Source organism: [Clostridium] ammoniilyticum (genome assembly GCF_025566905.1).
Classification (GTDB): domain Bacteria; phylum Bacillota_I; class Bacilli_A; order Erysipelotrichales; family Coprobacillaceae; genus Faecalibacillus; species Faecalibacillus intestinalis.
Genome location: NZ_JAOQJR010000001.1, coordinates 356,090 through 373,776, shown reverse-complemented (window position 1 = coordinate 373,776; position 17,687 = coordinate 356,090). Strand labels below are relative to the sequence as shown.

Genomic DNA, 17,687 nt, shown 5'->3' with positions numbered 1-17,687 from the left:
CTACCCCTTTTTCAATGACTCTATTTTAATTGTTTTTCTTTCTTTTAGCAACAAAAAAAGAGAGCAATGCTCTCTAACGTATAATGATATAGGCTAAGTAAGCGACATAAAGAAGAAGCATAATAATTCCTTCTTTACGATCAATTTTATGTTTCGTAAATCCAAAATATAAAACTATTAAAGAAAAAATTGTTAAAATAAGAATATCAATAATATTTTCAAAGATAAAAGTAATTGGACTAATTGTTGCTGCAATACCTAAAACAAATAAAATATTAAAAACATTTGAACCAATAACATTTCCAAGAGCCATATCTACTTCACCTTTTTTAGCAGCTACCATTGAAGTAACAAGTTCTGGTAAAGAAGTTCCAAGAGCAACAATGGTAAGACCGACTAAGTTTTGTGACATTCCTAAAGATAAAGCAATATTGGAAGCACTATCTACTACAAAATCTCCACCAAATTTAATAGCGATTGCTCCACCAACAATATAAACCAAGCTTAATCCCATTGAAATAACTTTAATTTCTTCTTCCTCTTGATATGTATTCATGGCTTTTTTAGCCGAAACAATCATGTAAACAATATATCCTACAAATAAAATCAAAAGAACAATTCCATCAATATGTCCTAAGATCATCCCAAAATAACCTAAGATCATTAATAAAATAGCACATAAAACAGAAAATGGAAATTCTCTTTTAAGCGTATTTACTTGCACTGCAATCGGTACAAATAAAGCAGATATACCACAAACAACCATTAAATTAAAAATATTAGAACCTACGGCATTTGCCACCGCTAAAGCATTATTTCCATCCATTGATGCTGTAATACTGACAGCACATTCAGGTAAACTTGTTCCCATAGCCACAATTGTTAAACCGATGATTAATGAAGGAATATGAAATCTTGTGGCAATAGAAGAACTTCCTTCTACAAAGAAATCCGCTCCTTTCATTAATAAAATAAAACCAACAATAAGAACTAATAATGATACAAATACATTTGTCATAACTTTCTCTCCTTTAAAATATTCCTAGATGTTCTAATAAAATCTTTAAACCAATTACAATTAAAATAATCCCACCAGCAATTTCTGCTTTATGTTCATATTTTGACCCAAAAATCTTACCAATATAAACACCAATAAAAGAAATAATAAAAGTTGTACAACCAATAATACTCATACATTCCACAATTGGATAATTTAAAAAAGTAAACGTAATTCCTACAGCTAAAGCATCAATCGATGTTGCAATCGCAAGTAAAAATAATTCCTTTAAATCTAATTTAAATTCTCCTGTTTCTTCATCATCTTCTGCTTTAATTCCATCAATAAGCATCTTACCACCAATAATACCTAATAAAATAAAAGCAATCCAATGATCAATACTCGTAATATAACTTTCAAAACCTTTTCCTAAAAACCATCCAATAAAAGGCATTAAAGCCTGAAAGCCTCCAAAAAATAGTGCAATAATAAAAACATCTCTCTTTTTTATCTTTTTCATTGATAAACCTTTACAAATAGATACTGCAAAAGCATCCATTGAAAGACCTACTCCAATCAAAAAGATTTCAATAAACAAACTCATACCAAATTCCTTTCTTCCTAAAATAAAAGAGGCCCATGCATAAAAAAACTTATGCATGAGTCTCGTTCTTTAAGATTTGCCAGGCTTACGCCATGATGTTGACAAACCGCGTCCTAAGACGTGTACTACTCCCTCATTCAACATCTTGATAGTATCAAAGTCTTTAAGTAAAAGCAAGTTATTTTTTGACTTTTACACTTACAAATTTACAAATAAAGATAATAACGGCCCCAAGAGCTGTCATTAAATAAACAAAAGTGAATAACGCATTTAAACCTATAGTATCTTGTAAAATACCACCTAAAACATTTCCTAAAGTTGACCCTATTCCTGATGTCATAATACCAATCATTGTTTGTCCTGACATTTGATCTTGGGTATCTAGATTATAAGTCACATAGTAAGTAATAACCCCTGTAAATAATCCATAAGAAAGTCCTTGGAACATCATTCCAATAATTAAAATAATAAGATTTGGTGCTAACCCAATGGTATAGTTACGACAAATATAGAAAATAGAAGCCACTAAAATAAGGGTCACACTATTAAATTTCTTCATAAGTTTTGGTACAGTCATCATGACTGGTAATTCACTAAAGGCCATCGCAAACATAGCTACCCCATAAAGTGACGTATTTCCACCTAAGCTTTTAACAATATTAATTAAATAAGTACCGATCGCTGTTGCTCCAGAAAACATAAAGCAAAAACCTAAAAGTAAGAAAAAGAAGATTTTATATTTTTTAATAACAGTAACAACAGAGCCTTCTTCTTGAACTTCTTCTGTTTTTGTCTTTGTAATCTTTGATTCAGGTAAATGATATAAAATAAATAATGTCACTAAGGCAAAGACACAGTAGGCAATTGATAAAATATTAGCTCCTAAAAATGAAACGACTTGTCCAAAAACCAAAGCACTTGTCGCCCACGAAGCTGAACCAATTCCACGCGCAAGTCCAAAGTTAACATATGTTCCTTCATTGATATAATTCATTGCTATCATCGTAAGCATAGGTACTGTTGACATATTTAATGCATACATGATGACATAGAAAATCATAACTAAAAAGGCTGGTATTGGTAAAAAAGCCATCGCAATATATAACAAAACTGTTGTTAACATTAAAAATGTCATTAATTTTTTGATTGTCATGCCTTTAATTTTAGAAATTAAAGATGACATAAATGGTGATAGGAAAATTGTAGCAACACAAGAACCACCTGTTACAATTCCAATTTCCGTATTTGATAAACCTTTTGATTGTAAGAAAACGGCAATGAAACCATTAATACAACATCCAGTAAACCAATAAAATAAATGTAAAAAATTATATTTTGCTTTTAGTGACATATTTCTTCCTCCCTAATCGTAAAATACATTCTAACATATTTTTTTTAAGATGATGCTATTTTCATAATTTGAAAAAGAAAAGAAAGGGTTTTCCCTTTCTAAAGTTTTAAAGCAAGTTGAGTAGATTCAAAGATAGCCTTTTTAGCATCGCCCGCTTTACTTGCATCGCCAATTAAATGAACATGTTCCCCTTTTATTTCTTGATAAAGATCTTGATTTGCTTTAGAACCAAAAGCTAAAACAATCGTATCAAAATGAGAAAGTATTTCAAATTGATTATGTTTTTCATAAACAATACTATCTTAATTAATTTTGACAACTTTATTTTCTAAAGTAAATTCTACATGAAGTTGTTTTAAATGATCTAATAAATTAAATCTTGGTCTTTTAGGAGCAAGTAGTGCTTTGTATCATCAAAACCACTCTAAAACACTTGCTTTATTTTTAGAGTATTTAAAAAGCATAGATTAGATTTTCTAACCTATGCTTTTAATTAGTCATTACCAATAACTCTTAAATCTTTTGGATAACTATTTAAGACCTTACATCCATCTTTTGTAACAAGTATAAGATCTTCGATTCGAACTCCAAATTCACCTTGTAAATAAACACCTGGTTCAATAGAGAAAGTCATTCCTTCTTGAACTTCTAAATCAAAGTTTTGTGAAACATCACACCATTCATGAACGTCACGTCCAATGAAATGTCCTAAACGGTGGTTAAATTCAACCGTATAACCACCTTCAGCAATGATATCTCTAGCACATTTATCAATATCACAAAGTCTAACACCTGGTTTAATCATTGCTTCAGCTGCTTTTTGCGCTTTTAAAACAAGTTCATAAACTGTTTTTTGTTTTGGTGATACTTCTTTATAGAAAACAGTTCTTGTCATATCACTACAATATCCTTTATATAAACCACCAATATCAATAACAATACTGTCACCAGCTTTTAAACGGCTGTCATCTCCACTATGATGGTTGTCAGCACCATTTTTACCATAGGCAACAATTGGTTCAAAGGAATTTCCTACACACCCATGTTTTTGATAAATTCCTTCAAGTTGTTTAGAAACTTCTTCTTCTGTTAAGTCTCCCTTAGCACAAATATTAATGACTTCATCGACAACTAAATCGTTGATTTTTGAAGCTTCTATCATGAGTTGTTGTTCTTTTTCATCTTTGATCATCCTCACACGATCAACACATTCAGATCCTAATTCAAAATGACATTCATCTACTAAATTCATTAAAGGAATTAAGAATCTTGCTGGAAAGTTTTTATCGATTCCAATAGAACATGCTCCATCAAATTCATCTGCAAGTAATTGAAGATAATTATCTGTATCACTATACCATACTTGTTCAATATCAAGTTCATGATCTAAATAAAATAAATTGTTCATAAATAATTTATGATGTCCATCACTTGATAAAAGAAGTAAATACATTCTTTCACCTGGATTATTTTTATAATTGATTAAATAATCAATTGATGATGGATCATTAATAATTAAATGTGTTAATTGTCTTTTTTGCATTTCTTTAAGTACTTTTTCTAATCTCATCTCTTTATCCCCCTACTGTTAACTATTTTAATACGTTTATCTAAAAAATTAAAGAAATATAATCATATTTATTTTAATGCCTAAAAAGCATTAAAAACATAAATTATAAGTATTAGACATTATATAAAATTCTTTATAAAATAGAATCAGAAGGAAGTATCAAGTTTTATGGAAACGATAAAAAAATAAATATATAAAAAGGCACTACAATAATCTTAGAAAAAGATTTCAAAAAGCTAAGAAGCCTAAGGCAGTTGTTAAAATCAACAACAAAGAACAACGTATCATGAAAGATATAGATCATAAGCTAAGTCATGAAATCGTAAATACCCATCCTATTAGAAATGAACTGGTCAGCCATCAATACTGGCAGGCAACAAGAATCCCCTGTCTTTAGACATGGGGTGTCAAAACAAAAACCAAGGAAAATTAATTCCTTGGTTTTTTAAATACAATCGTTTGTCCTTTTGTTTCTTTATGAACTTCTAAATAATCATCAACATAAACAATATTTGATGATTTTTGAATAAATCCTTCATTAGTTGATAATACATCATAACCAAATTCATGACTACAATAATGCATTGGTATGACAATACGTGGTTGAATACGTTCAATATATTTTAAAGCTTCTTTAGTATCAATTGTATAATAGCCACCGATCGGAATCATCAAGACATCACAGTTTTTAAGTTTTGAAACATCATCCATCATACAACCTATATCTCCCATATGAACAACTTTCAGATCTTCAAAATCAACGATATAAATCGTATTTTTACCTCGATGACTTCCTTGATGATGGTCATGATAGGTTTCAATACATGTCACTTTAAAATCTTTTGGTGCTACTTCTACACAATTTCTTGCATTATGATCATCATGTTCATGAGAACACAACACAAGATTTGCCTTCAATTTTAAAGAATTTAATCCTGGAACTGAATTTGCTTGATAAGGATCAAAAACAATTGTTCCATCTTTTCCTGTTATTTCAAAACATGAATGTCCATGCCAAATAATATTCATTTTCTTACTCCTTTGCACTTAAAATCATTGCTCCTAATAATATATATTCTAAGATATTTTCTACTTTAATAATTTGTGGATACACTTTTAAAGGATATTGACTTAATGCTTTTTTGATTTCATCACTAACATCTTGACTATCTAAAATCAAATCACTATAAACAACAATCGCTTCAGGTGCCACAATCGCAATAATACTCATGATATTTTTAGTCACCAACTCCAAAGTACCTTCTGGAGTATTAGCTAGCGTTAAATAAGCATCCGAAAGATTTAAAGGTAATAATGCTACTTCACCTGCTAAATGATCCATTCCTCTTACCAGTTGTCCATTTACAACAATCCCACTTCCAGCCATACGTCCAATTGGTTGAAATAAAAAAGCAAGTGATTTATATTCATTTTGTGAAGCATAATAACCAACAACCGCGGCATTAACATCATTAATTAAATAAATTTCTTTTTCATATCTTTTTTCTAAGCGTTCTTTTAATTGATGATTACCACCTTCTATAATCCCTGAATAAACATTTCCTTCAACCATAACACCCGGTAAAGCAATAGAAATCACATCAATCATTTCATTTTGTAAAACAACTGTATCCAAAGCATCCAATACATCTTGAAGTTTAATATTACTTTTAATAATATTACTGTCTAAGACAATATCTTGATGTGAATTATATAAACGATAAGAAATATGACTATTTTCACCATTAGCGTTAATAGATACCGCTAAAACATTTTTATTTGTCTTTATTTCCATCATTGAAGCTAATGGTTCAACATAACCATTATATTTATTTTCTTTATGTTTTAAAGACTCTTCTATAAAAGTAATCAATGCACCCACATTATAAGAAGCAAAAATTTGTGTTGGTATCTTTAAAACAAGTTTGTTTTTAAAGACTTTTTCAACTTGTAATTTAACATAAGATACCTGTGGTGCTAATAAAATAACATCATAGTTTTGAGCAACATTATATATTTTTTGATAAGAAGTAGCGGCTACTTCCATATTTAAATTTAATACTTTTATACCATTTTTTATTTTATCTGCAAAAAAGGTTGTTGTCATTCCACCACTACAACATAGTAAAAGTCGACAGATCGGTTGATCTATCATTTTTTTAATACATTGATCCATTTCTTCAAACAAAGAAATGGCATGTTTAAGCGTTTTGAATTGAAAATGGAGATAAAAAGCCATTTCATCTGTTCTTTTATTCATTACACATAATTCAATAATACATTGTGGATTAAATGTTACATAGCTATAACAATATTCATTTTCTATAATAATTGCATCTGGATCTGTTTCACTTTGATGAAGATGATAATAATCTCTTTTTTGATTATTGATCCATTCTCTAAATAGAGAGGTTTGTATTTCTCTTAAAAAATCATCCATTTCAATCCCACCTTTATTGCTATTTTAACACACTATTGCATATCATTGAAAGCTCTTACAAAATTAGAAAAAATAATTCTATATAAAAAACAGGAAAAGCTCCTGTTTTATAAATGCATTTGTGTTGTAACTTTAACGATTTCTTTATAATAATCATCTTGTGATTTTGTAAGACGATCTATCGATAAGTCTAAATGTCCATCTTTCATGTAATAAACTTTCTTTGAATAAGAAGCCACAAAGCTATCATGCGTCACCATGATAATCGTTGTATGTTTTTCTTCGTTGATTTTTACAAGATATTCCATCAGTTCTCTGGCATTTAAACTATCTAGATTCCCTGTTGGTTCATCAGCGAAGATAATCTTTGGATCATTGATCAACGCTCTAGCAATCGCTGCTCTTTGTTGTTGTCCACCTGAACATTGGGATGGATATTTATCAATGATTTCTTCAATATTTAACATTTTTGTAAGTTCATTTAATTTTTCTAATTGTATTTTTTGATCTACTTTATTTAGTCTTAATGAAAATAAAATATTATTTTTGATTGTTAATGATTCAATAAGATTATAATTTTGAAAAATAAAACCAATTTCTTCTTTCCTTAAATTTGCTTTTTCTTTTTCTGATAAAAGAAGTAAATCTTTTTGATTAAGAAAAATTTGTCCATGAGTTGCTTCATCAATCGTTGACAAGATATTAACAAGTGTTGTTTTTCCTGAACCAGAGGCTCCCATAATACAAATAAAATCTCCTTTTTCTACTTCAAAATCTAATCCATTTAAAGCCACCTTAGGATGAATGCCATAAGGATTATAAACTTTCTTTAAATTTCTAATTTCCATGTAACTCATAATTTTGACCTCTTTTCTTTAAATAAACAATCAATTCAGCCATTCCATAAGGAACAACAAACTCAAGTAAAACAATACCAACAAGTCCTAAATCAATTGATGCACGAATTAAAAACGTACAAGCAATACTTAAAATATAAATACCTGCAAAAATCCATAATACAACATAAAATCCATTTCCTTCTTTATAAGATATTTTCTTGACATCTTGATTTGTAAGTCCCATCTTACATAAGTTTTTAAAATGTTCTTTCTTTTCTAAAGCATCGATATCAAAACGACTGACAACACTTAAACATAAAACAAAATTAATTAAGATAGCACCAATGTGTAAAGCAATATGCAACATCTTCATATGGAGCGATGAGAAAATAAATGTTGGTATTAAAATGACAGCTAACATAATAAAGACAATGAGTAATTTACTTTGTTGCATAAATAAGGCTAAATCACCTAAAACAATCGTATCTTCTCCTTTTAGATTCAACGAATCAACCATTTCATTTAAAGTATGAGGAATGAAATAATAAAACAAACCATAAGCACTGATAGCCCCAATACAAGAAGCAATCGCAAATCCTGCATCTAATTCTTCTCCTACATACATCGCATAAAGTCCTAAGAAATAACCTAAAATATAGATATAATCAGGTATGACAAATACACGATGATCTTCTTTTTGTGTTGTAATATATTTATCTTTAATGAGCGATGATAAAGAATTATTGTTGATATAATTCACTTGCATTCCAATTAAAACAATTAAAATACAAACAACTAAAATTCCTATCATTGAAAATAATCTTGTATTAAAATAGAAAATACTTTGATGAATATGACAATAACGATAAACAACTGTTAAAAAGATTGGTGTTGTCACTAGTGATAAACAACAAGTGATTATTACTGAAACAACTATGATCATAATCATTTGAATCAATTGATAAAGCACTACTTTACCCTGATTAAATCCTGCCATTTTAAGCATTCCTATTTCTCTAGCATGAAGTTTCATATAATAATTACATGAATAACAAATCAATGAAACACAAACCATTAAAATAAACAATCCCATCAACATAATGCAATAAGGTTCACTAAAATCAAGAATATCATCATATGTCACCTTTTTAGCGAGATATGGATTAATAATAAAATGTAAAAACAATAAACAAATACTGAGTGTTGTGACAATAGAAACAATCAAGCCATATGCTTTTTTTCTTTCTGTCCACAACATTTCTAATGCAAACTTCAACATAACTTTCACCTACTATTCTAATGCTTTTTTTATATCACTTGCTTTGTAATAAACATGATCAATCTTTTTGTTTTCTACATGAATAAGCATTGGTACTTGTTTTATTGTAATATCTTTATAATCTGTAACGTTTTTATAATCAAAATCTTTTCCTGTTTTTAATGTAGTATCTTCAACATTGAAAAAATAAAGATTTGAATGCCCACTTAAAGTTTTTTTGACATCATCATTTACTTCTTCACATTGTTTATTTCCTGTTTCATAGAAATATACAAAATACGTATCATTTTCAGAATTATTTAATAGATTCTTTTCTTCTATATGTTGATACCTAAATCCAACATCTTTTGGATTTTTAAATGGATCTTCTGGTTTCTTCAACATATTTACTGCTACCACAATTACAAGTCCAATAATACAAATTCCTAACATTTTTAATGTCTTTTTACTCTTTTCCATAAGTCATTTCCTCCTTTGACACCTTCAACATAGACTATAGAGTCACTTTATACTCAAGTACTTTTTGAAATATTTTTTATATTTCCTCTCTACACTTATTATTTTCTTTTAAATCAGTATCTTTCTGGCATGGAAGTCAGTTTTATGGCACGAAAATAAAAAAGTAGGTAATTTAAACCTACTTCATTGATTGAATGCTTTTAAAAATACATAACCCATTATCTTGTGTCACTTTATATCGAACATCTAAATGCTGCGCTAATTGCCTAATAAAATTAACAAATATTAATCTTATTTTTTTAAATTAAAACCTCAATAATATTTATAACCAAATCAAATAAAATCATAATATCAAATACTCCCTATATTGAAACATGAATTCATCTACATATTTTTTCCCAAGTGTAATGCATGTTTCCACATGCATTGAAATCCTGCATCGCATTAACATTCGCGCACGTGGTGATGTAATCATATTTTTTTACACCCTTTAACGCAAATGCAAAAAAGTTGCACCATTCCGTCGGACAAATTCTATTTTGCTATCACTTTCTTTATACTTACCGATTTCTTTTTAAGCTCATCCGTAGTCCTGATGTTCTGTTTATGAATTTCTTTGTGCGTATCATTATTTACGTTAATACCTTTATTTTCATCGAGAACGTCGACTGGATCCGTAAAAAGCTCTTTCTCATTCGAATGATGAAATGCAGCATTTTTACCTAATGGCTCACCGGTTATCTCATCGTTCTTAATACCTCTCTGTTTTTTTAGTTTAGGAAGTTCTTTACTTGTATGTGTATCAAGTTTTCTTCTAACAGCCTCAGCCTGATCCGAATCGCCGATTCTAATAAGACTATCTCTTGTATACCTATCCAAATCGGCATCTTCAGCATCTCTTGTTTCATGATTTCAAAAAGATATTGTACGATATATCCTATTTCTTGAGCACAGTATTTATCATTTTGATTGAATCCTAATCCTCTGTTTTTATTGATATCAGCTATTGAATCACTTATTTTTTGCCACAGTTTTTTCCTTGCATTGATGATCCTTGTTTTATAGACAAATGTATATTTTCCTGCATCTGCTTCCAGTTTTGTTCCATCTATGTACTGAATTTCTTTATTTATTTTCATTAAAGCACCTATACTATTTGAAAGTTCAAAAAATATCTCATCAATATTCTTAACGAGATAGTCTTTTAAAAGTCTTTCAAAAGCCATGAAGCTGGGTCTTTCTTCACCCATTATGTACATGAAACGAATATCATATCTGCATAATGATTCCATGGATCTCAAATCATTATCGCATAACATATAGGCAAAAAGTGCAACCTTCAAAAGCTTACATCTGTCATATTCCTTTCTTCCTCGACACTTACCTTTTTTGAAATGTTTAGACAAATTCACTCCTTCTAGTGCCTTTAGGAAAGAAATAACCATATCATCTTCATCAATTTTAATACCTAAATCTATTGGCAAAGACAGTTGTAATGCGTTATAATCATTTGTTTTAGAATTTTGTTTTCCATATATAAATTATACAACAAAAAAGAACAATGTTTCAGTTTTTGCTGTTTCATTGTTCTTTTTCTATTTTTGGCGGTTTATTTTATTTTGTTACAGCCTCTTCATTTTTTATTCAAACCAACCCATTTTTTCACAGATATTATAAATACCATCATCAACATTTTTATCTGTGATGTAAGTTGCTTTTTCTTTTAAAGCATCACAGGCATTTCCCATAGCGACACCTGTCCATAAATCTTTATCAAACATATCAAGATCATTATAGTCATCACCAAAGACAACTACATCTTGAATAGGTGCTTGGAGTATTTCCATCATTTTGAAAATACCGCCTTTTTTATTATCTGGTTGAAACATTAAGTATTCTTTTTCAAAACGTAATGAGCCTAATTGATCTTTGTTTTGAAAAGAAGCTTCTTCTTTTTCATCTAAAGCAAGATAGATTTTATAAAAGTTTTCTACTTGTGTATAATCAAAATCTTGATCTAAAATATAAGTTGTTGGTTCTTTACGATAGCCTACTTGTTGAATAAATAAATCATTTTCACCATAGACTTCTTGACTATCATTGATTGCTACTAAATAACCAATCCCTTTTTCTTTAGCTTCTTGAATGATTTTTAAAGCTCCTTGTTTATCTAAGGGGATATTTTCTTTTAAAATACCACCTAATACAATTCCATTGCCCCCATTACAGACCATATTTTCAAAATTAAATTCTTTTCTTGTTTTTTCCGCTTTATAATGGGCTCTTCCTGTATTCAAACAAACAAAATGACCTGCTTGTTTAAGCTTTTCTAAAGCAATCTTGGCACTTGGGACAATTTGATGTGTTTTTAAATCAGTTAGTGTTCCATCAATATCAAAGAAAAAATATTTTTTCATACTATTTTAAATCCTTTACTCCTGTTTCTAACATTTCCATTTGTAGAATTGTTTGCCATGGTTGGATGACTTGTTCCTTACCATTTACAATACTATCATAGATACCATCATACACACGTGCATAGTCGCCGTCAACTGTTGGAACTTTTTCTTCATGATAAATGCCTTCATCATCATAATAAGTAAGGGTTCCATAATGTTCTGGTAAATCTTTTCCAAAATCACTATTAGTAGGCATATGGAAAAGTTTTAAATGTTCTTCTTGTCGATCTTTACTATATTTTTCAAACATTCCCTTTTTACCATAAACGATAAAAGAAGGTCTTGATTTTACCCTAAAGTAACTTGATTTAACGGATACTTTTAATGTTCCATAATAAAGATCAAGATCAAAATAATCATTCATACGACCTGTTCCTAAAAGTTGTCTTACATCATAATGAATATCATCAGGTTTTCCAAAATAAGAAATGACTTGATCTAAAGTATGACAACCATGTCCATATAAATAAGACATTGCTGGATCAAAATGATCAACACTTTCAGGTATTTCAGGACGATAGTAATCAAAATGCATTTCTAATTCTAATAAATCTCCTAATTTCCCTGATTCAATCACTTTTTGTACAGTTAAAAAGTCACTGTCATATCTTCTATTTTGATAAGCTGAACAATAAAGTCCTTTTGATTTTGCAAGTGCAAAGATTTCTTTAGCTTGTTCACTATTTTCCATAAAAGGCTTTTCACATAAACAATGTTTATTATGTTCAAGTGCTTTTTTAGTATATTCATAATGATAATGATGTCCTGTACATACAACCACCATATCAATTTCATCATCTAAGAAAATATCATCTTGATTTTCAGTATAGTTGACTCCTTCAATTTCATCCCATATATCATGATGAATACGTGGATTATAAATTGTTTTAACAATAAACTTATCCGGTCTTTGCATCACAAATGGTAAGTGATAACGATTGGTACTTTTTCCATTTCCAATATATCCTAAAACAATTTTATTATTTATCATTATCAAACACGATCCCTTCTTGCATTCTTCCTTCTTCCATTAATTTAGAAATCAATAATGAAAGTTCTAACATTTCTTTTTGTTTTTTAACATCATTTTCTTTAATCATTCTTATAAATTCTTTAAATTCATAAATTAAACGATGTTTCTTTTCAAAAGATTTTATTTCACTTGTCCCATCGTTATAACAGATTTCATATTCTGTCATTTGACTTAACGGACATTTAACAACGATTGCTCCTAAGTTTCCTTGAATCGTATTCATTAAAGGCGCTTTACAATCTTTAGCCCCAATACATAAAGCTTTAAAATGTTCAAAATCAAAAATCATCATCCCACTTGTATCAATATTTCTTTCAATATTTGCCATATATTTATGATAAACAGGTTTCCCAAACAAATCGATTAAAGCATGAATGTTATAAACATTTAAATCCATTAAAGCTCCACCAGCTTTATGAAAGTCAAAAGCTGGTAAAATTATTCCTTCTTTAAAAGCATTATATCTTGATGAATATTGCGAATAGTTAAATGAAACAATTTTAATATCTCCTAATTTCTTTAAATCTTCTTTTAATGAAAGAAAAGCAGGTGTGTAATGTAAATTCATAGCTTCAAAAATCATTAAATTCTTTTTATTGGCGGTTTCAATTAAGTCTTCTAATTCTTTACTATTCGCTGTAATTGGTTTTTCAATAATGACATTTTTACCATTTTCTAAAGCTTTTTTTGAAAATTCATAATGTAGATGATTAGGTAAAGCACAATAAATTGTATCAACATCACTTTGAAGTAATTCATCATAATCTGTGTAAACTTTATCTAAATGATATTTTTCAATTAGTTCTAATGCTTGTGATTTTGATTTTTTTGTTGAAAAAAGATAAGTCTTTTCAACGCCAAGTTCATGATACATGGTAAGAACATCTTTAACGATCATTCCTGTTCCTAAAATTCCTAGTTTCATTATTTTGCTTCCTCTCTAATTTTTTCAATTGTTTCTTGTAATTTTTTTGAATCTTGTAATGTATGTGTTGATTGATTATGATTAATTAAAGCTTGTATTTCTAAAGTCATGTCATCTCCTTCAATTGGATATGTTTTTTGAATGACTTCATTTTCTAAATGAATTGTGTATTCAACTACACGGTTAAACATTGGGACATAGATTTCTCCCTTTTCTCCTTTAATTAAAGCATAACGTTCTTTATTATAATTAATTGAACCTTCTACTTTTCCTTGAATTTCATTTTTAAAATTTAAAGTTGCTTTAAAATTCATTTCAATCTCATTTTCTTTTTCAATATGAGATTCAACACTTTCAACTGGTGCATCCACTAAACCAAGGACAAAACCAACGACATAACTTCCTACATCATTTAAAGCCCCACCTTGTTTTGGATCAAACAAGTAAGAATCTTTTTTATCTGTCCCATCAAAACAAAAGTTTGCTTCAATTGATTTTAATTTTCCAATCAACTTTAAATCTTCTTTTAAATGATCAAAACCTACATTAAATTTTGTTTTAAAAGCTTCTAAACAATAGCCTTGATATTCTTTAACATATTGATTAATTTCATCAATATCTTCACTTTTTAAGACAAGTGGTTTTTCACATAAAACCGCTTTATGATGTTTAATGGCTTCTATAATCCATTTTTTATGTTCATAGTGAGGAACTGCAATATAAACGGCCTCAATATCTTCATCTTTTAAAAGTTCCTCATAATCACGATAAAGTTTAACTAAAGGATGACTTTGTAAGTAACTGTCGTTTTCATCTAAAGAATGTGAGGCAATGGCATGCACTTTTCCCCCACTAGTATAAGTAATACTTTTAACAAACTTACGCGCTATGTTTCCATAACCTATAATTCCAAAATTCATTTTTCTACCTCCAATAACGCTATTGCTTCAGCAATATCATTAACACAATAATGTACTTGTTTTTGTATTTCTTGAGGGGATGTTTTAAAAGTAAAGGCTGTATCTACGACTTTTAACATCGGTAAGTCATTATAGGAATCCCCTATTCCTGCTACCTTTTCTAAGTGATAATAATCTTTAATGATTTTGATCCCTGTTCCTTTTGAACAGCCTTTTCTTACAATATCAATTGAATTTCTATTTTGAAAACCTTCAACTTCTTGATATTTTTGATTAATTTCAAGACAAGCTTTCTTGGTTATTTTGTCATCTTTAAAAACAAGAGATATGCCATAAATTATTTCATGCTCTACTTCTTTAAAAGAAGAAATGATTTTTAATTTAGGATTATAATCTTCTTTAAGGGTTGCATAAAAGACATCTGCATTTCCTGTTTGTAAAATGATGTGTGCTTTCTTTTTATATTCATTAAAGATTTGTTGAACGATTTCTTTTTTCATTGAAAAATCTTGAATGATATTTAAACCTTTATCTAAGATCATTGCTCCTGAAGAAAGAATATAGAAATCTAATTTTAGCTTTTCTAAATCAAACAGGGCACATCGAGGTCTTCCACTACATACTCCAAAAAGATGTTTTTTTTGATACTTTTCAATAGCCTCTTTATCTTGTTTTTTTATTTGTTGATTAAAAACAAGTGTGCCATCTATATCACTTGCAAGTGCCTTCATCTTTTAGTTTCCTTAAACAATCAACGATGACTTGATGATCTTCATCATGGACAAGCCCTGAAACAAGAATGCTTCCTCTTAATTCATCATGAATAATTAAAGGAAAACCTCCTCCACAAATAACAAGACTTTCATCTTTTTCATCTTCTTGATACGTTTTATTTTCTTCATTTTCTAAATAGATGTAATAACTACTATGTCCATATTTTTCAACTGTTTTTTGTTTACGATCAAGCCAAATGACTCCTTTTTTACCATCCATTAAATATTGAAAAATAATATCTTTATCTAAAACAATACGGATTCTAACATTTTTTAAATGATTCTTTTCAATATGATCTACAATGATTTGTCCTAATTGATAGGCATCATGATTATTGAATTCTTGAAAAGAAAGTTCTTTTTCTAATTGTAAGACTTCTTCTTTTGTCATCTCTTTCACCTCAATTTTGTTATAACATATCTTCTTTCTCTTTTTAAGAGATGCATCTCATTATGGAAATAAGGTTCAAGGTAAATGAAAAAAAGCTCAGTTAAACTGAACTTTTGGTTCACTTATTTTTAAGATGATAAATAAGGGCATGTAAATTATTTAAGATGTACATAAAAGCAAGTTGAGAATAAAAGGTTGCAATCTTGTTTTGTTTTTCATAGTCAGGAATCATAATCTGATATTGACTATAAACAACAAGTGGACTTTGAAGATTAGCAGTAACCAAAGCTGTTTGAATTCCTTTTTGATTTAAGATTTTCATACATTCTAAAAGGGATGTATTTTCTCCACTATAAGAGATAAACAAAGCAAAATCTCCTGGCTGTAATTGTTTGGAAATATAGATTTCTTCCCCGTATTGAGTTGCTAAGACAGGAAATAAGTTAAGCTTTGCAAGTTTATTAATAAAGTTTGCTGCTGTTATTTGGCTATCGCCATAGCCATAAATAAAAACTCTTTTCTTTTGTACCATCAATGTTGCTATTTTATTTAAGGTCTCAATAGATAAATGATGATAGACTTGTTGAATACTTTCTTGATAAAGAGAAAACATGTTTTGAATGATTTGTTCACTTGTTTCATTGACTTGAAATGGGATTGTATAGTCTACTTGACTTACCATATATTTATTAGCTTCAAGTTCCTGTAATAAAGCCAATTTAAATTGTCGATAACCTTGATAGCCTACTTTATGACATAAACGAATGATCGTTGCATTTGAAGTATAGCTCTTTTTTGCCAGATCATTGATTGAAAGTAAAGTTAAATCTTCTAAATGATCTAATAAATAATCAATGACTTGTTGTTCTGATTCAGTATAATGATTTTCTTTAAGTTGTTGTAATATTTTCATTATTCTTTCATTAAAATATCAAGCGCTTCTTCCACACTATCAACTACATCATCAACAATCGATGTTAAACTTTCTGGTGATGTTGGAAAAGTAAAAGAATGATCCACTGTTTCTAACATAGGAATGTCATTATACGAATCTCCAATTCCGGCAACTTCCTCTAAATGCATTAATTCTTTTAATTTTAAAATTCCTAAACCTTTAGAACATCCTTTTTCAGTAATATCAATATATTCTTTATTTTGATGTGCAGTTAATTCAGGAAAATGTTCTTCAATATCAAGACACACTTTTTTAGCGTTTTCATCTGTTTTTGCATTCATGGATAAACCATAAATATCTCCTTCTACTTCATCTAAAGAAGTAATAACTTGTCTAACCATTGGACCTAAGTCTTCTTTTAAAAATGTATAGATTTGCATATTAGCTTGAATAAAAATATCATAATCTTTTTGATAACAATCATAAAATTCATGTAATAAATGCTTAGAAATCGTACTTTTATAAATAACTTCTCTTTCTTTATTAAGTACAAGTGCTCCTGTACATAGAATATAGAAATCAAAATCAATATAAGGCTTACAAAATTCATAGATGCCTTTAAAAGGCCTTCCACTACATAAACCAAATAAATTACCCGCTTTTTGAAACTCTTTGATTTTCTTTAAATCCCCTTCTTTAAATTTTTCATTAAATAATAATGTTCCATCATAATCACTTGCTAGTACTTTCAT

The 17,687-nt window shown here is 28.9% G+C and carries 18 protein-coding genes; all 18 read right to left on the bottom strand.

Annotation, left to right across the window (positions count from 1 at the left end; genetic code table 11):
• Positions 1-73 precede the first annotated feature (73 nt).
• The gene (locus tag OCV55_RS01895) at positions 74-1,018 is read right to left on the bottom strand and encodes a calcium/sodium antiporter (protein ID WP_119363531.1); all 945 of its coding nucleotides are present in this window, start codon (positions 1,016-1,018) and stop codon (positions 74-76) included.
• A gap of 13 nt (positions 1,019-1,031) precedes the next feature.
• Positions 1,032-1,601, bottom strand: coding sequence for a manganese efflux pump MntP (locus OCV55_RS01890; protein ID WP_147579674.1), 570 nt, complete (start codon positions 1,599-1,601; stop codon positions 1,032-1,034).
• A 178-nt stretch (positions 1,602-1,779) separates the two neighbouring features.
• Positions 1,780-2,952 (bottom strand): MFS transporter, encoded by a 1,173-nt coding sequence (locus OCV55_RS01885; RefSeq protein ID WP_147579644.1) that lies wholly within the window; start codon positions 2,950-2,952, stop codon positions 1,780-1,782.
• Between the two features lie 493 nt (positions 2,953-3,445).
• Positions 3,446-4,522 (bottom strand): M24 family metallopeptidase, encoded by a 1,077-nt coding sequence (locus OCV55_RS01880; RefSeq protein WP_147579643.1) that lies wholly within the window; start codon positions 4,520-4,522, stop codon positions 3,446-3,448.
• 429 nt (positions 4,523-4,951) lie between these two features.
• Entirely contained in the window at positions 4,952-5,551 is a 600-nt protein-coding gene (locus OCV55_RS01875) for an MBL fold metallo-hydrolase (protein WP_147579642.1), read from the bottom strand.
• Positions 5,552-5,555: 4 nt separating this feature from the next.
• A complete protein-coding gene (locus OCV55_RS01870; protein WP_147579641.1) occupies positions 5,556-6,962 on the bottom strand; it encodes an ROK family protein in 1,407 nt (468 codons plus the stop codon).
• A 107-nt stretch (positions 6,963-7,069) separates the two neighbouring features.
• Entirely contained in the window at positions 7,070-7,819 is a 750-nt protein-coding gene (locus OCV55_RS01865; RefSeq protein ID WP_032090339.1) for an ABC transporter ATP-binding protein, read from the bottom strand.
• Entirely contained in the window at positions 7,800-9,080 is a 1,281-nt protein-coding gene (locus OCV55_RS01860) for an FtsX-like permease family protein (RefSeq protein ID WP_147579640.1), read from the bottom strand. The genes OCV55_RS01865 and OCV55_RS01860 overlap by 20 nt, the downstream gene beginning before the upstream one ends.
• Positions 9,081-9,092: 12 nt before the next feature.
• Positions 9,093-9,539 (bottom strand): DUF6568 family protein, encoded by a 447-nt coding sequence (locus OCV55_RS01855; protein WP_147579639.1) that lies wholly within the window; start codon positions 9,537-9,539, stop codon positions 9,093-9,095.
• 770 nt (positions 9,540-10,309) lie between these two features.
• On the bottom strand, positions 10,310-11,023 hold the full coding sequence (locus tag OCV55_RS01850) for a transposase (protein ID WP_147579638.1): 714 nt from the start codon (positions 11,021-11,023) through the stop codon (positions 10,310-10,312).
• 156 nt (positions 11,024-11,179) lie between these two features.
• Positions 11,180-11,956 carry an HAD-IIB family hydrolase gene (locus OCV55_RS01845; RefSeq protein WP_147579637.1) on the bottom strand — a complete coding sequence of 259 codons (777 nt, stop codon included), beginning with the start codon at positions 11,954-11,956 and terminating at the stop codon, positions 11,180-11,182.
• Position 11,957: 1 nt separating this feature from the next.
• A complete protein-coding gene (locus OCV55_RS01840) occupies positions 11,958-12,989 on the bottom strand; it encodes a Gfo/Idh/MocA family oxidoreductase (protein ID WP_147579636.1) in 1,032 nt (343 codons plus the stop codon).
• Complete coding sequence (locus OCV55_RS01835) at positions 12,979-13,956, bottom strand: Gfo/Idh/MocA family protein (RefSeq protein WP_147579635.1); 978 nt, start codon at positions 13,954-13,956, stop codon at positions 12,979-12,981. The genes OCV55_RS01840 and OCV55_RS01835 overlap by 11 nt, the downstream gene beginning before the upstream one ends.
• Positions 13,956-14,876: a Gfo/Idh/MocA family protein gene (locus OCV55_RS01830; protein ID WP_147579634.1), complete on the bottom strand. Its 921-nt coding sequence runs from the start codon at positions 14,874-14,876 to the stop codon at positions 13,956-13,958. Before OCV55_RS01830 ends, OCV55_RS01835 begins: the two co-directional genes overlap by 1 nt.
• The gene (locus OCV55_RS01825; RefSeq protein WP_147579633.1) at positions 14,873-15,607 is read right to left on the bottom strand and encodes an HAD-IIB family hydrolase; all 735 of its coding nucleotides are present in this window, start codon (positions 15,605-15,607) and stop codon (positions 14,873-14,875) included. The genes OCV55_RS01830 and OCV55_RS01825 overlap by 4 nt, the downstream gene beginning before the upstream one ends.
• Positions 15,588-16,040, bottom strand: coding sequence for a heme-binding protein (locus OCV55_RS01820; protein ID WP_032090346.1), 453 nt, complete (start codon positions 16,038-16,040; stop codon positions 15,588-15,590). Before OCV55_RS01820 ends, OCV55_RS01825 begins: the two co-directional genes overlap by 20 nt.
• 118 nt (positions 16,041-16,158) lie before the next feature.
• Positions 16,159-16,953: a MurR/RpiR family transcriptional regulator gene (locus OCV55_RS01815; protein WP_032090347.1), complete on the bottom strand. Its 795-nt coding sequence runs from the start codon at positions 16,951-16,953 to the stop codon at positions 16,159-16,161.
• On the bottom strand, positions 16,953-17,687 hold the full coding sequence (locus tag OCV55_RS01810) for an HAD family hydrolase (protein WP_147579632.1): 735 nt from the start codon (positions 17,685-17,687) through the stop codon (positions 16,953-16,955). Before OCV55_RS01810 ends, OCV55_RS01815 begins: the two co-directional genes overlap by 1 nt.

Coding starts and splice junctions, on each gene's coding strand:
- OCV55_RS01845 (WP_147579637.1), bottom strand. CDS start 11,956: ATGAAAAAATATTTTTTCTTTGATATTGATGGAACACTAACTGATTTA.
- OCV55_RS01820 (WP_032090346.1), bottom strand. CDS start 16,040: ATGACAAAAGAAGAAGTCTTACAATTAGAAAAAGAACTTTCTTTTCAA.
- OCV55_RS01890 (WP_147579674.1), bottom strand. CDS start 1,601: ATGAGTTTGTTTATTGAAATCTTTTTGATTGGAGTAGGTCTTTCAATG.
- OCV55_RS01810 (WP_147579632.1), bottom strand. CDS start 17,687: ATGAAAGTACTAGCAAGTGATTATGATGGAACATTATTATTTAATGAA.
- OCV55_RS01885 (WP_147579644.1), bottom strand. CDS start 2,952: ATGTCACTAAAAGCAAAATATAATTTTTTACATTTATTTTATTGGTTT.
- OCV55_RS01825 (WP_147579633.1), bottom strand. CDS start 15,607: ATGAAGGCACTTGCAAGTGATATAGATGGCACACTTGTTTTTAATCAA.
- OCV55_RS01815 (WP_032090347.1), bottom strand. CDS start 16,953: ATGAAAATATTACAACAACTTAAAGAAAATCATTATACTGAATCAGAA.
- OCV55_RS01865 (WP_032090339.1), bottom strand. CDS start 7,819: ATGAGTTACATGGAAATTAGAAATTTAAAGAAAGTTTATAATCCTTAT.
- OCV55_RS01835 (WP_147579635.1), bottom strand. CDS start 13,956: ATGAAACTAGGAATTTTAGGAACAGGAATGATCGTTAAAGATGTTCTT.
- OCV55_RS01855 (WP_147579639.1), bottom strand. CDS start 9,539: ATGGAAAAGAGTAAAAAGACATTAAAAATGTTAGGAATTTGTATTATT.
- OCV55_RS01870 (WP_147579641.1), bottom strand. CDS start 6,962: ATGGATGATTTTTTAAGAGAAATACAAACCTCTCTATTTAGAGAATGG.
- OCV55_RS01895 (WP_119363531.1), bottom strand. CDS start 1,018: ATGACAAATGTATTTGTATCATTATTAGTTCTTATTGTTGGTTTTATT.
- OCV55_RS01840 (WP_147579636.1), bottom strand. CDS start 12,989: ATGATAAATAATAAAATTGTTTTAGGATATATTGGAAATGGAAAAAGT.
- OCV55_RS01860 (WP_147579640.1), bottom strand. CDS start 9,080: ATGTTGAAGTTTGCATTAGAAATGTTGTGGACAGAAAGAAAAAAAGCA.
- OCV55_RS01830 (WP_147579634.1), bottom strand. CDS start 14,876: ATGAATTTTGGAATTATAGGTTATGGAAACATAGCGCGTAAGTTTGTT.
- OCV55_RS01880 (WP_147579643.1), bottom strand. CDS start 4,522: ATGAGATTAGAAAAAGTACTTAAAGAAATGCAAAAAAGACAATTAACA.
- OCV55_RS01875 (WP_147579642.1), bottom strand. CDS start 5,551: ATGAATATTATTTGGCATGGACATTCATGTTTTGAAATAACAGGAAAA.